12 protein-coding genes are annotated in these 13,063 nt (G+C 64.7%); 8 read left to right on the top strand and 4 right to left on the bottom strand.

The genetic code is table 11. The features are described from left to right. Positions 1-85: 85 nt before the first annotated feature. The 3 genes from LDJ84_RS02625 (at position 86) to rarD (ending at position 2,624) form a co-directional block, all read left to right on the top strand. Positions 86-457 (top strand): substrate-binding domain-containing protein, encoded by a 372-nt coding sequence (locus LDJ84_RS02625; protein WP_065085681.1) that lies wholly within the window; start codon positions 86-88, stop codon positions 455-457. Positions 458-525: 68 nt separating this feature from the next. After that, the gene (locus LDJ84_RS02620; protein ID WP_226045866.1) at positions 526-1,500 is read left to right on the top strand and encodes a serine/threonine protein kinase; all 975 of its coding nucleotides are present in this window, start codon (positions 526-528) and stop codon (positions 1,498-1,500) included. 236 nt (positions 1,501-1,736) lie between these two features. Further along, the gene (rarD, locus tag LDJ84_RS02615) at positions 1,737-2,624 is read left to right on the top strand and encodes an EamA family transporter RarD (RefSeq protein WP_226045865.1); all 888 of its coding nucleotides are present in this window, start codon (positions 1,737-1,739) and stop codon (positions 2,622-2,624) included. A gap of 647 nt (positions 2,625-3,271) precedes the next feature. Here the strand turns inward: rarD and LDJ84_RS02610 are convergent. Further along, positions 3,272-3,790, bottom strand: coding sequence for a glycine cleavage system protein R (locus LDJ84_RS02610; RefSeq protein WP_024763639.1), 519 nt, complete (start codon positions 3,788-3,790; stop codon positions 3,272-3,274). A gap of 19 nt (positions 3,791-3,809) precedes the next feature. Then, complete coding sequence (locus LDJ84_RS02605) at positions 3,810-4,259, bottom strand: GNAT family N-acetyltransferase (protein ID WP_038803503.1); 450 nt, start codon at positions 4,257-4,259, stop codon at positions 3,810-3,812. Between the two features lie 294 nt (positions 4,260-4,553). On the opposite strand from LDJ84_RS02605, the gene LDJ84_RS02600 reads away from it, so the two are divergent. Both LDJ84_RS02600 and LDJ84_RS02595 read left to right on the top strand, forming a co-directional pair. After that, entirely contained in the window at positions 4,554-6,731 is a 2,178-nt protein-coding gene (locus tag LDJ84_RS02600; protein WP_037015769.1) for a malate synthase G, read from the top strand. Positions 6,732-7,175: 444 nt separating this feature from the next. After that, positions 7,176-8,705 carry an NCS1 family nucleobase:cation symporter-1 gene (locus LDJ84_RS02595; protein WP_226045864.1) on the top strand — a complete coding sequence of 510 codons (1,530 nt, stop codon included), beginning with the start codon at positions 7,176-7,178 and terminating at the stop codon, positions 8,703-8,705. A gap of 45 nt (positions 8,706-8,750) precedes the next feature. Here LDJ84_RS02595 and pcaD read toward each other — a convergent pair whose 3' ends face one another. Continuing rightward, positions 8,751-9,548, bottom strand: a complete 798-nt coding sequence (pcaD, locus tag LDJ84_RS02590) for a 3-oxoadipate enol-lactonase (protein ID WP_024763642.1) — start codon at positions 9,546-9,548, stop codon at positions 8,751-8,753. A 97-nt stretch (positions 9,549-9,645) separates the two neighbouring features. On the opposite strand from pcaD, the gene LDJ84_RS02585 reads away from it, so the two are divergent. After that, a complete protein-coding gene (locus LDJ84_RS02585; RefSeq protein ID WP_226045863.1) occupies positions 9,646-10,521 on the top strand; it encodes a LysR family transcriptional regulator in 876 nt (291 codons plus the stop codon). Here the strand turns inward: LDJ84_RS02585 and LDJ84_RS02580 are convergent, their stop codons facing one another. Further along, positions 10,522-11,274: a glutathione S-transferase family protein gene (locus tag LDJ84_RS02580; RefSeq protein ID WP_226045862.1), complete on the bottom strand. Its 753-nt coding sequence runs from the start codon at positions 11,272-11,274 to the stop codon at positions 10,522-10,524. It abuts the gene before it with no gap. A 178-nt stretch (positions 11,275-11,452) separates the two neighbouring features. On the opposite strand from LDJ84_RS02580, the gene LDJ84_RS02575 reads away from it, so the two are divergent. Together LDJ84_RS02575 and LDJ84_RS02570 are read left to right on the top strand one after the other, a co-directional pair. Further along, complete coding sequence (locus LDJ84_RS02575) at positions 11,453-11,956, top strand: RNA polymerase sigma factor (RefSeq protein WP_376784844.1); 504 nt, start codon at positions 11,453-11,455, stop codon at positions 11,954-11,956. After that, positions 11,953-12,915 carry a FecR domain-containing protein gene (locus LDJ84_RS02570; RefSeq protein ID WP_170857981.1) on the top strand — a complete coding sequence of 321 codons (963 nt, stop codon included), beginning with the start codon at positions 11,953-11,955 and terminating at the stop codon, positions 12,913-12,915. Before LDJ84_RS02575 ends, LDJ84_RS02570 begins: the two co-directional genes overlap by 4 nt. The last annotated feature ends 148 nt before the right edge of the window (positions 12,916-13,063 follow it).

The raw sequence follows: 13,063 nt of genomic DNA, 5'->3' as shown, positions 1-13,063 counted from the left end.
ACCCCCGCGACGACGCGCCGCGCTCCAATAGCAGCCAGAGTCCCGCTCATGCCGGGCGGGACCCCGGCCACCCGGAGCTCCCACCATGCGCCGCCCGTTACTGCTTCTCGCCCTCCTGTTCCTGCCCTTTGCCAGCCACGCCGGCCCCGACGTGCTGCGTGTTGGCGCCAGTACCGAGCTGATGCCGATACTGGAGCCGCTGGTGGACCAGTACCAGATCCAAACCCGCAACAAGGTCCTGCTGATCGGCGGCAACGAGGATGAACTCGCCGAACAGGCCCGCCAGGGCACCCCCTACGACCTGCTGCTGACGCCGCTGCACAACACGGCCAAGCCGTCCCAAGCAGTCACGTGCAAAGCCCGTTCGATGCAGAAACTCACCCTGGTGAAAGGCGAGCGCCGTGCACTGGCTACGGACTTCGTCGACTACCTGAGCAAGCACTGCGCCGACCACTGAGGCGACTTCCCACCCATTGACGGTGGACTGGGTACACTAGGCAGCTTTACCACTGCCGGATCGTCGCCATGTCTCATCCTTTTTCCGACCTCACGCCCGATCTGGTACTGGATGCCGTGGAAAGCATCGGTTTTCTCAGCGACGCCCGTGTTCTTGCGCTCAACAGCTACGAGAACCGCGTCTACCAGGTGGGCATCGAGGACAGCGAGCCGCTGATCGCCAAGTTCTACCGCCCCGGGCGCTGGACCAGCGAAGCGATCCTCGAGGAGCACACCTTCTCCGCCGAACTGGCCGAGTGCGAAGTCCCGGTAGTGGCGCCGCTGGTGCATGAAGGGCAGACCCTTTTCGAGCACGCCGGCTTCCGCTTCACCCTGTTCCCCCGCCGTGGCGGCCGCGCGCCGGAGCCGGGCAACCTCGATCAGCTCTATCGCCTCGGCCAACTGCTCGGTCGCCTGCACGCCGTAGGTGCCAATCGCCCCTTCGAGCACCGCGAGGCACTCACGCCGCGGAACTTCGGGCACGAGTCCCTGGCCACCCTGCTGGACGGCAACTTCATCCCGAAAAGCCTGCTGCCGGCCTATGAATCCGTGGCCCGCGACCTGCTGAAAAAAGTCGATGACCTGTACGCCCGCGTGAAATACACCCCCATCCGCATGCACGGGGATTGCCACCCCGGCAACCTGCTGTGCCGCGACGACACCTTCCACGTCGTCGACCTCGACGACTGCCGCATGGGCCCGGCCGTGCAGGACCTGTGGATGATGCTCGCCGGCGAGCGCCACGAGCGCCTGGGGCAACTTTCCGAACTGGTCGACGGCTACCAGGAATTCCACGATTTCGACCCGCGCGAGCTGCCGCTGATCGAAGGCCTGCGCTCCCTGCGCCTGATGCACTACAGCGCGTGGCTGGCGCGCCGCTGGGACGACCCGGCGTTCCCGCCGAGCTTCCCCTGGTTCGGCAGCGAGCGTTACTGGGGCGAGCAGGTACTGGTGCTGCGCGAGCAATTGGCAGCGCTGGATGAGGAGCCGTTGTGGTTGTTCTGACTCTTACCGGCCCGGCGGCCGGATCGCGCACAGAGTCCCCTGCTACGCGGCGTCAGGCTTCGTATGAGCGGACTCCGTCCGCGATGGCTTCCCTTCGCACACATCCTCCCCGTAAAACCAACGTTACGCACAATCATCGGCGCCCTCGCCACTTCCACCGCAGCGGCACAGACAAGCCCCGTGGCACGCCCTAGAATTGTGCAGCCACTCATTAGCTGCCTAACCAAGGATGTTCCATGGCCACCGCCAATCCCCGCCGGGGCTACGCCCTGGGCTTGACTGCCTATGTCATCTGGGGGCTCTTCCCGATCTACTTCAAGCTGCTCGAACGCATTCCCGCCCTGGAGATCATTACCCATCGTGCCATCTGGTCGGCGGTGTTCGGCGCGCTACTCCTGCTGGTGTGGAAGCATCCCGGCTGGTGGCGCGAACTGCGCGAGAATCCCAAGCGCATCGCCGTGCTCACCGCCAGCGGGCTGCTCATTGCCAGCAACTGGCTGGTCTACGTCTGGGCGGTGAACAACGGCCACATGATCGAGGCCAGCCTGGGTTACTACATCAACCCGCTGATCAACGTACTGCTGGGCCTGGTTATCCTGCGCGAACGCCTGCGCCCGCTGCAGTGGATCGCGGTCGGCCTCGCCGCGCTGGGTGTGGCCCAACAGCTGTGGCAGCTGGGCAGCCTGCCCTGGGTATCACTCGCGCTGGCGCTGACCTTCGGCTTCTACGGGCTGATCCGCAAGCAGGCGCCGGTGGCCGCGCTGCCGGGGCTGGTGGTGGAGACCTGGATCCTGCTGCCGCTGGCGATCGGCTACCTCGTGCTGTTCGCCGAGGGCCCCAGTGCGCATCTCGATTTCTGGACCACCAAGGACGCCTTCTGGCTCGCCGCCGCCGGCCCGATCACCCTGGTGCCACTGGTGTGCTTCAACGCCGCCGCACGCCACCTGCCCTACGCCACCCTTGGCTTCCTGCAGTACCTGGCGCCGACCCTGGTGCTGCTGCAGGCGATCCTGCTGTTCGGCGAGCACCTGGACACGACGCGCCTGATTTCCTTGTGCTGCATCTGGGCGGGGCTGGTCGTGTACAGCGTGGACATCTGGTATCGCCTCTCCCGCGGTGACTGATCATTAATTGATCCACCGCCTGCAAGCCACACCAGCTGTGGCTTGCAGGAAGTCACCCGCAGATTGTCCACAGCTCTATCCCGCGATTGCGGGGATAACGCTCGTTTCCTCCACAACCTTCCCCGGCCCGCTCCTCTCACTGCCTATTTCCGCGGCAGCAGAATGCCGACCGATCAATATCTGATCAACCCCCTAGAATCCCCGCGTCGTCTGGCCTGCAAGAACATTCCACCGGCTTTTCCACAGGCTGATCCCCGCTTCGTGTGGATGAGCGAACGCCGCCCGATCAGAAAGTGGACAACTCTCTGGACGTCAGAAGCGGCGCTATCTGCAGCGTTCCATGAACGGCTTCTCCACAGACTCTTCCAGTGGATTTGTGCACAGTGTCTGGAAGGTTCGAAGCGCTGCTTCCCCTGAGACGCTGCTGTACAAAAAGCAAGCAGCACCATCAACCCCCCGAAAACAGTGCACCGCAGACAGTTATCAACAGAATGCCCACGGCGCAATCCCCGCGATCTGTGCACAGCTCCAAGGCAGGAAGTGGATAAACAGATTGGCGCCAGGCCCAAATAAAATGGGCCCTCTGTCAATTCATCAACAGAGAGCCCACAGGTTTTTCCACAAGACGGAGGATCGGAGCAGAGCTGTTACTCCCCGCTGTGGAAATTCAGCTCCACCATCAGGTCGTCCGCCAGTTCTTCCAGCTTTCCTTGCAAGGTTTCCAGCGGCAAGGTCAGCGGCACGGCCAGCAAGGCCTCGGCGTGAAACAGCGGTTCGCTGCTCATGGGCGCCGGTAGCACCTCCGTGGTCAGGCTCTCCAGGTTCACGCCGTGTTCGGCCAGCAACTGGGTGATGTCGCGGACGATGCCGGGGCGGTCATTGCCCACCAGGTCGAGGTGGATCGGTTTCCAGTTGCAGGCTGGCTCGATACCGCTCTCCGCCAGCAGCACGCGGATACCGTGCTCGCTGAGCTCCTGCAGGCCTTCGACCAGCTCGTCATAACCCTCGGCGGGCACCGCCACGCGAAGGATTCCGGCGAACTGCCCAGCCATGCGCGACATGCGGCTTTCCAGCCAGTTGCCGCCGTGGGCAGCGATGCATTTGGCCACGCGCTCCACCAGGCCGGGCTGGTCCTGGGCGATGACGGTCAATACGAGGTGGTCCATGAGCAGTCTCCGCGAAGGGCTAGGCCGTGAGGTCCAGCCAATAGGTGTAGAACTTGTCGTCCCGCTTGTAGCCCAGGCGCTCATACAACGACTGGCCCGCGTGGTTGGTCTTCGCCGTCTCCAGCATCAGGCCGCAGGCACCGGTGCTCTCGCCGTGGGCACGGGCGGCGTTCATCAGCGCTTCGCCATAACCGTCGCGACGCGCGGCAGGCAGCACGTAGAGGTCGCTGACCAGCCAGGATGCCTGCAACGCCAGGGAAGCGAAGAAGGGGTACAGCTGCACGAAGCCGACCGCCAGCCCATCGATGCTGCGCGCGATGAAGACCGTGGACTGCCCGCTGCCGATGCGCGCCTCGAGAAACTCGCGAATCTTTGCGTGGGGCGCAGGCACCTCGTAGAAATCGAGGTAGCCGGAAAACAGCAGAACCAGGTCATCCAGATCGGAGGGGGTGGCAAGCGTCACGGACATGCGGGATTCTCCAGAAGGGAAAAAGCAGTATAGGCTCGGCGAGGTTAGCCGGCTGCGACGGGCTGCCACAGGTACCCGAAGATGTTATGCGTGTACAGTTTTAAGATTTATCTGGAACAATCCAGAAGATTTTTGCGAACATATGACCTGCTACGTGACTGATATGCGTACTTTGGTCTAACCGCGACGCTAGCCCACTGATTTTTCCCACGGCATCATGTAGTATTCCGCGGCTCGGACTACAAGGCGTTTTGCCTGTGTCCAGAGCTGGTCCTGAGCAGAGTGAGGCAAGCAATGACTGAACGCGTTCAAGTCGGTGGCCTGCAGGTCGCCAAAGTCCTGTTCGACTTCGTAAACAACGAAGCCATTCCCGGCACCGGCATCGACGCCGGCAAGTTCTGGGCAGGTGTCGAAACCGTAATCAACGACCTGGCCCCCAAGAACAAGGCTCTGCTCGCCAAGCGCGACGAGATCCAGGCGAAGGTCGATGGCTGGCACCAGGCCCGCGCCGGCCAGCCGCATGACGCGGCCGCCTACAAGGCCTTCCTGCAGGAAATCGGTTACCTGCTGCCCGAGCCGGCCGACTTCCAGGCCAGCACCCAGAACGTCGACGAAGAAATCGCCCGCATGGCCGGCCCGCAGCTGGTCGTGCCGGTGATGAACGCGCGCTTCGCCCTGAACGCCGCGAACGCCCGCTGGGGCTCGCTGTACGATGCACTCTACGGCACCGACGCAATCAGCGAAGAGAACGGCGCCGAGAAGGGCAAGGGCTACAACAAGGTCCGTGGTGACAAGGTCATCGCCTTCGCCCGCGCCTTCCTCGACGAAGCCGCCGCGCTGGAATCCGGCTCCCACGTCGACGCCACCGCCTATGTCGTGAAGAACGGCGCACTGGCCGTGACCCTGAAGAATGGCAGCGAGACCGGCCTGAAGAACGCCGCTCAGTTCCTCGCCTTCCAGGGCGAAGCCGCCAAGCCGAAAGCCGTGCTGCTCAAGCACAACGGCCTGCACTTCGAAATCCAGATCGACCCGACCAGCCCGATCGGCCAGACCGATGCCGCTGGCGTGAAGGACGTCCTGATGGAGTCCGCGCTGACCACCATCATGGACTGCGAAGACTCCGTGGCCGCCGTCGATGCCGACGACAAGGTCGTGGTCTACCGCAACTGGCTGGGCCTGATGAAAGGCGACCTCGCCGAGCAGGTCTCCAAGGGCGGCAGCACCTTCACCCGCACCATGAACCCGGACCGCGTCTACACCAAGGCCGATGGTTCCGAGCTGAGCCTGCATGGCCGCTCCCTGCTGTTCGTGCGTAACGTTGGCCACCTGATGACCAACCCGGCGATCCTCGACGCCCAGGGCAACGAAGTGCCCGAAGGCATCCAGGACGGCCTGTTCACCAGCCTGATCGCCATTCACAACCTGAACGGCAGCGCCACCCGCAAGAACAGCCGCACCGGCAGCGTCTACATCGTCAAGCCGAAGATGCATGGCCCGGAAGAAGTCGCCTTCGCCGCCGAGATCTTCAGCCGCGTCGAGGACCTGCTGGGCCTGCCGCGCAACACGCTGAAAGTCGGCATCATGGACGAAGAGCGCCGCACCACCGTCAACCTCAAGGCCTGCATCAAGGCCGCCGCCGAGCGCGTGGTGTTCATCAACACCGGCTTCCTCGATCGCACCGGTGACGAGATCCACACCTCCATGGAAGCCGGCGCCATGGTGCGCAAGGGCGCCATGAAGACCGAAAAGTGGATCGGCTCCTACGAAAACAACAACGTCGACGTCGGCCTGGCTACCGGCCTGCAGGGCAAGGCCCAGATCGGCAAGGGCATGTGGGCCATGCCCGACCTGATGGCCGCCATGCTCGAGCAGAAGATCGCTCACCCGCTGGCTGGCGCCAACACCGCCTGGGTTCCGTCGCCGACCGCCGCCACCCTGCACGCGCTGCACTACCACAAGGTCGACGTGTTCGCCCGTCAGGCCGAGCTGGCCAAGCGCGCACCGGCTTCGGTGGACGACATCCTGACCATTCCGCTCGCCCCGAACACCAACTGGAGCGCGGAAGAGATCAAGAACGAGCTGGACAACAACTCCCAGGGCATCCTCGGCTATGTAGTGCGCTGGATCGACCAGGGCGTTGGCTGCTCCAAAGTGCCGGACATCAACGACGTCGGCCTGATGGAAGACCGCGCCACCCTGCGCATCTCCAGCCAGCTGCTGGCCAACTGGCTGCGCCACGGCGTAGTGACCGAAGAGCAGGTGCTGGAAAGCCTCAAGCGCATGGCCTCGGTAGTGGATCGCCAGAACGCCGGTGACGCCCAGTACCGCCCGATGGCGCCGAACTTCGACGACAACGTGGCCTTCCAGGCCGCACTGGAACTGGTCATCGAAGGCACCCAGCAGCCCAACGGCTACACCGAGCCGGTCCTGCATCGCCGTCGTCGTGAATTCAAAGCGAAGAACGGTCTGTAAGCGCTTCGCCTAGCGTTGAAAGAACCGCCCTCCGGGGCGGTTTTTTTATGGCTATCGGTTGGGATTGGCGCCGCTCCTACCCGATCGCAGACAGCACCCGCTCCTACGCACACGGATAGCTTCCGTGCAGGAGCGGACTCTTTCCGCGACTGTCCCAGGGCCACTTGGGAGCCCATAAGTAACGTCTGTGCACAATTTTTGTGTACAAAATCCCCAATCCACTTGTTTTCCACACAGGCAAGAGCTGACTCTCAAGTCAATGATTGCTATGGAAAATTATTTCACGCCCCCCTGGATACCTGGCAAAGCCGCACCAAACAAGGGCTCTGCTCGATTCGAAAGGAAGTGGAAAATCCACCGGAACTGCAAGGAGAACCGGGCTGGCACGGAATTGGCTTTTGCACACAAACCATAAAAAGCCGTGCATACAAAGCCGAGTAGCCCATGACCCGCAGTCCTACCCACCTGTCCGGCGTTACCCCCCTCCAATCTGTCGATAGCGCGGCCGCCGCCCGGCCGGCCGCGCCAACCCTGAGCCCGCGCCTGTACAGCGCCGACCTGGCACCGACCAAGGCCACCGGCCGCAGCTGGGGGCGCTACAGCCTGTTCGCGCTATGGACCAACGATGTGCACAACATCGCCAACTACTCGTTCGCCATCGGCCTGTTCGCGCTGGGCATGAGCGGCGCGCAGATCCTCGCTGCCTTCGCCCTCGGCGCGCTGGTCATCTACGGGCTGATGAACCTCTCCGGCTACATGGGCCAGAAGACTGGCCTGCCCTACCCGGTGATGTGCCGCATCAGTTTCGGCATCCACGGCGCCCAGGTGCCGGCACTGATCCGCGCAGTGATTGCCATCGCCTGGTTCGGCATCCAGACCTACCTCGCCTCGGTCGTGCTACGGGTGCTGCTCACCGCCATTGCACCGAGTCTTACGGCCTACGACCAGGACTCGATCCTCGGCCTGTCGAGCCTCGGCTGGATCACCTTCCTCGGCATCTGGTGCGTGCAACTGGTGATCTTCGCCTACGGCATGGAGATGGTGCGCCGCTACGAATCCTTCGCCGGCCCGATCATCCTCGTCGCCTTCGCCAGCCTCGCCGGCTGGATGTACTGGCGCGCCGGGCTATCGATTGCCTGGTCCAGCGGCAACCCGCCGACCGGCTCGACCATGTGGCTGAAGGTGTTGGGCGCCGCCGCACTGTGGGTCTCGCTGTACGGCACCATGATCCTCAACTTCTGCGACTTCACCCGCAATTGCCCGGACCGCCGCAGCATCAGCGTCGGCAACTTCTGGGGCCTGCCGGTGAACATGCTGGGCTTCGCGCTGATCGCCGTGGTGCTGGCCGGCGCGCAGTTCAGCATCGACGGCAAGCTGGTGCAGAACCCCACCGAGATCGTCGCCGCCATCCCCAACACCTTCGGCCTCGTGCTGGCCTGCCTGGCCTTCCTGATCGTCACCGTGGCGGTGAACATCATGGCCAACTTCGTCGCCCCCGCGTACGTGCTGACCAACCTCGCGCCGAACCTGCTGAACTTCCGCCGCGCCGGCCTGCTCAGCGCCACCATCGCCGTACTGATCCTGCCGTGGCACCTGTACAACAGCCCGGCAGTGATCGTGTATTTCCTCGGCGGCCTGGGCGCTTTGCTCGGCCCGCTATACGGGATCATGGTCACCGACTACTACCTGGTGCGCCGTGGCCGGGTGAACCTGCCGGAGCTCTACAGCGAAAGCCGCGAGGCGGCCTATCACTTCAGCGGCGGGGTCAACCTGCGCGCAGTGGCGGCCTTCGTCCCCGCTGCGCTGATCGCCATCGTCCTCGCGCTGGTGCCGGCGTTCGAAACGCTGTCGCATTTCTCCTGGTTCTTCGGCGCCGGGCTCGGCGCGCTGATCCACTTCGCCCTCGCCGATCGCAAGCGCAGCCATGTGGACGTCTGCGGCGAATCCATCGCGGTGGACGCTGCGCATCATTGAGGTTGTGGATAAACGACAAGGCCGCCTCCGGGCGGCCTTGTTCATTCAGCGAGCCTGCAGGAAGTCCAGCACCGCGCCTTCGAACTCACGGGGAAACTCGATGTTCGACAAATGCACGGCCGGCAGCCTGAGCAGACGAGCGCCGGGGATCGCTTCGGCGATCAGCTCGCTGTGGCTGGCGGCGGTGACGGTGTCGAACTGGCCAGCGATCACCAGTGTGGGCAGGCGGACGTCCCGCAAGGCGGTGCGCAGATCGGTTTCCTGCACGGCGGCGAAGGAACCGGCCAGCCCGTGTCGGTTGGTCGCCAGCAGCGTCGCGCGGAACGGTTCCACCTCCGGGCGCTCTTGCGCCAACCAGGTCGCCGGGAACCAGTTGCCGAGGAAGGTCGCGGCGGTGCCCCGCATATCGTTCGCCTCCAACACTTCGGCAATGCGCGCATCCCACTGGTCCCGCGGCCCCAGCCAGGCAGAGGTATTCGCCAGCAGCAGTCGCTCGATACGCTGCGGCGCATTCAGCGCCAGCCATTGCCCGACGAAGCCACCGAGCGACAAGCCGAGAAAATGCGCACGTTGCACGCCCAGTGCATCCAGCAATTCGATGACGTCTTCGCCCAGCCGCGCCAGCGAGTACGGCCCCGGCGGCACGCTGGAAGCGCCATGGCCGCGAGCGTCGTAACGCAGCACGCGGAAGTGCTCGCTCAGCGCGGCAATCTGGCCGTCCCACATGTGCAGGTCGGTGCCGATGGAGTTGGACAGAACCAGCAGCGGCAGGCCATCGGCGCCATCCAGGCGGTAGGCGATACGCGCGTTGTCGCGGGTCGTCAGGTAATGCAGCGGACTCATGGGAGCGTCTCCGTCGGTAAAGGTGCAGACGAAGGTAGTTGCCGCGGCATTCCGAAGAAATTACAAAGAGCTGACCAAGACTGTCAGGAAAGCTGACATGCACGATTTCACCCTGCACGACCTGCAATGCTTCGATGCCGTAGCCACGGCGGGCGGCTTCCAGGCGGCAGCACAGCACCTGCACCGCTCGCACCCGGCGGTGTTCGCCGCCGTCGCCCGGCTGGAGCGGCAGCTCGGTCTAACGCTGCTGGATCGCAGCGGCTACCGCGTCACCCTGACCGTCTCCGGCCAATCCTTCCATCGCCGCGCCCAGGGCTTGCTGCGCGAGCTGGGCAGCCTGCGCGACCACGCCACGCACCTGGCCGCCGGAGAGGAAAGCGAACTGCGCGTGGTGCTCGGCGACTTCTGCCCGCGCCCTGCCCTGCTGGAGCGATTGGCGCGTTTCTTCGCCGGTGAACCGCAGACGCGCCTGCAGCTGTACTTCGAAAGCGTCAGCGGCCCGCTGGAGCGGCTACTGGATGATGAAGCGGACCTGATCCTGCACCGCGTCGACAAGGCCGATCCGCGCCTGGAATGGCTGGACCTGGGCGCCGTGGATTTCATCCCGGTCATCGCCCCGGCGCTCCTGCCGGAAATGGCGAGCCCTGGCCCGGAACACCTGCGCCCGCTCACCCAGTGCGTCATGCGCGACAGCGCCCGGCACTCGCCACCAGTGGAGTTCTTCACACTGGATGGCGCGCCGCAATGCAGCGTGCCGGACCAGGCGATGAAGAAAGAGCTGGTGCTGTACGGCCTGGCCTGGGGGCACCTGCCGCGTCACCTGATAGAAGAGGAGCTAGCCGACGGCCGCCTGCGCGATCTCAGCGGAGCACAGTTGCCCGGCCGCCGCGAGGAACTGGTCGCCGCGCGCCGCCGCGACCGTGCCCACGGCCCGGTCGCGCAACGGCTCTGGAGCTTCCTGCAGGCGAGCTGATCAGCTGCGACTCATCGGCCCGCGCACTGGCTGCTCGCGCAGGTGGCTGACCTCGCTGATCGGCGCGCCCGCTGCGATCAATGCCTCGCGCTGTTGCAGGATCGGCGTGCGGGCAATGGCGCGCTCGAACGGATGGAGCTTTTCGAATGCCGGCAGGGCGAAGGCCGCTTCCAGCATGGCCGCCAGTTTGGGCCAGCACTGGGCGTCGAGCTGATAGCGAGCGAACTGCGCGTTGCGCATGAAGCAGGCAACGCTGATGTCAGCGATGGACAGCTCGCCGAACAGCCAGCCGGTCGCCGGCAACTGTGCTTCCAGGTAGTCGAAGATCGACGGCAGATCCTGCTGAAAGGTCTTTTCCAACACCGCCGCGTCCGGTTCGCGGCCCCAGACGCCACGGCCGATCACCAGTTGGTCGAACAGCTGCCAGATCACCACCTGGCCCATTCGGCTGTCGGCGAACTCCTCGATCCAGCGCGCGCGGGCGCGATCGGCGATATCCGCCGGATACAGCGCGGGCTGTGGATAACGTTCTTCGAGGTACTGGCAGATCACCGAGGAGTCGTTGAGCACCAGCTCGCCATCCACCAGCACCGGCACCTGGCGCAGCGGGCTGAGGCGCTCGAACTCGGCGTTGCCGTAAAAGGGCACGACGGAATCGATGCGGTAGTCCACGCCCTTCATCTCCAGCAGGACCAGCGCTTTGCGCACATAGGGGGACAGGTAGGAGCCGATGATGAGTACGGGGTCGGACATGGCTGTTTTTCTTATAGGAATGGGCGCCCGATTGTAGATGGTGCCGCGAACGGCAGACAAAAGCCGACGGGCGCCAATTGCGCGCGTGACTGCACTTTGCGATCATTTGCGAATAGTTATCGTTTTTGAACTTGATCCCATTCGGGATCATTGGGAGAGTAGCTTGTCGGCCATCCAGATGGGTAGCGGCGAACTCGTTGGCGCCTTGTATCGCGCTCACCGCGACTGGCTGACTGCCTGGCTGAACCGCAGCCTGGGCTGTCCGCAGCGCGCCGAAGACCTGAGCCAGGATACCTTCGTCCGCGTGCTTGGCCGTCGCGAGCTGCCTTCCCTGCGCGAACCGCGCGCCTTCCTGGTCACCGTCGCCAAGGGCCTGCTGGTGGATCACTGGCGCCGCGTGGCGCTGGAACAGGCCTACCTCGAAGAGCTGAAGTTCCTGCCAGAAGCCGTGCAGCCGTCGGCCGAGGAACACTGCCTGATCCTCGCCGACCTGCGCGAGATCGACCGTCTGCTGGGCAAGCTGTCCACCCGCGCGCGCAGCGCCTTCCTGCTCAACCGCCTGGATGGCCTGGGCCACGCCGAGATCGCCGAGCAGTTGGGCGTTTCCGTGCCGCGGGTACGCCAGTACATCGCCCAAGGCCTGCGCCAGTGCTACATCGCCCTGTACGGCGAGCCGACGTGAAGGGACCGGTTTCCCTGCAGGTGCTGGACGAGGCGATCAGCTGGCAGCTGCGCCTGGGCTCCGGTGAATCGCGCCCGGACGATGAGGCCGCCTTCGCTCGCTGGCACTCCGCCCACAGCGAACATGCCCGCGCCTGGAGCCAGTTGGGCATGCTCGACCGCAGCCTTGCCGGCGCCGCCCCCAAGGCCGCACGCAATGCCTTGCTGCGCTCGCCCGGCGAGTCGCGGCGCAAGGCCCGCCGGCTGGCCGGCACCGGGCTGTCGCTGCTGCTGGTCGGCGCGCTCGCGCTGGGCGTCGGCAATCGCTATACGCCGGTACGCTACGTCTTCTCCGACCTGGTAACCGCCACCGGCGAGCAGCGCGAACTGCGCCTGCCAGACAACACCCTGCTCAAGCTCAACAGCCGCACCGCCGTCGACGTGCGCTTCGACGCCCAGCAGCGCCGCATCGTGCTGCTCAGCGGCGAGATCCTGGTAGAGACCGCCCACGGCGACAGCCGCCCCTTCATCGTCGAAACCGACGAGGGCCGCCTGCGTGCCCTCGGCACGCGCTTCCTGGTGGAGCGCGACGAAGGCGACAGCACCTTGCTCAGCGTCCTGCAATCCGCCGTGGCCGCGCGCCCCGAACAACTGCCGGACGAGCGCGTGATCAACCAGGGCCAGCAGGTGCGCTTGCGCGCCGATGGCTTCGGCAGCGTGGAGGCCAACAGCGCCACCGCCGATGCCTGGACCCACGGCATGTTGGTGGTGGACAACGTGCGCCTGGGCGAGCTGATCGACCAACTGGCTCGCTACAGCCCCGGCTACCTGGCGGTGGACCCGGCGCTGGCGGACCTGCGCATCACCGGCAGCTTCCCGCTGAAGAACATCGACCTGGCGCTCGGCTCGCTGGAGCCGACGCTGCCGGTGCGTATCGAGAAGCACGGCCCCTGGTGGTCGCGCGTGGTACCGCGCGGCTGAAGGTTCTTGTGCAGGAGCGGGCTTGCTCGCGAACGGATTCCCCCCGGTTACCACGGCATCAAGGGGTTCGCGAGCAAGCTCGCTCCTGCGAAAAGCCATCCGGAAAAATATTTTTCACCCAGACCTATCACTTTTTGATTCTCGTCCG

This window comes from Pseudomonas sp. HS-18 (assembly GCF_020401845.1).
Taxonomy (GTDB): domain Bacteria; phylum Pseudomonadota; class Gammaproteobacteria; order Pseudomonadales; family Pseudomonadaceae; genus Pseudomonas; species Pseudomonas nitroreducens.
This window is presented reverse-complemented; position numbering and strand designations above follow the sequence as displayed.

Excerpts from the sequence above, each read along its gene's own strand:
- LDJ84_RS02600 (WP_037015769.1), top strand. The coding sequence starts at position 4,554 with ATGACTGAACGCGTTCAAGTCGGTGGCCTGCAGGTCGCCAAAGTCCTG.
- LDJ84_RS02610 (WP_024763639.1), bottom strand. The coding sequence starts at position 3,790 with ATGGACCACCTCGTATTGACCGTCATCGCCCAGGACCAGCCCGGCCTG.
- LDJ84_RS02620 (WP_226045866.1), top strand. The coding sequence starts at position 526 with ATGTCTCATCCTTTTTCCGACCTCACGCCCGATCTGGTACTGGATGCC.
- LDJ84_RS02575 (WP_376784844.1), top strand. The coding sequence starts at position 11,453 with ATGGGTAGCGGCGAACTCGTTGGCGCCTTGTATCGCGCTCACCGCGAC.
- pcaD (WP_024763642.1), bottom strand. The coding sequence starts at position 9,548 with ATGAGTCCGCTGCATTACCTGACGACCCGCGACAACGCGCGTATCGCC.
- LDJ84_RS02625 (WP_065085681.1), top strand. The coding sequence starts at position 86 with ATGCGCCGCCCGTTACTGCTTCTCGCCCTCCTGTTCCTGCCCTTTGCC.
- rarD (WP_226045865.1), top strand. The coding sequence starts at position 1,737 with ATGGCCACCGCCAATCCCCGCCGGGGCTACGCCCTGGGCTTGACTGCC.
- LDJ84_RS02585 (WP_226045863.1), top strand. The coding sequence starts at position 9,646 with ATGCACGATTTCACCCTGCACGACCTGCAATGCTTCGATGCCGTAGCC.
- LDJ84_RS02605 (WP_038803503.1), bottom strand. The coding sequence starts at position 4,259 with ATGTCCGTGACGCTTGCCACCCCCTCCGATCTGGATGACCTGGTTCTG.
- LDJ84_RS02595 (WP_226045864.1), top strand. The coding sequence starts at position 7,176 with ATGACCCGCAGTCCTACCCACCTGTCCGGCGTTACCCCCCTCCAATCT.
- LDJ84_RS02580 (WP_226045862.1), bottom strand. The coding sequence starts at position 11,274 with ATGTCCGACCCCGTACTCATCATCGGCTCCTACCTGTCCCCCTATGTG.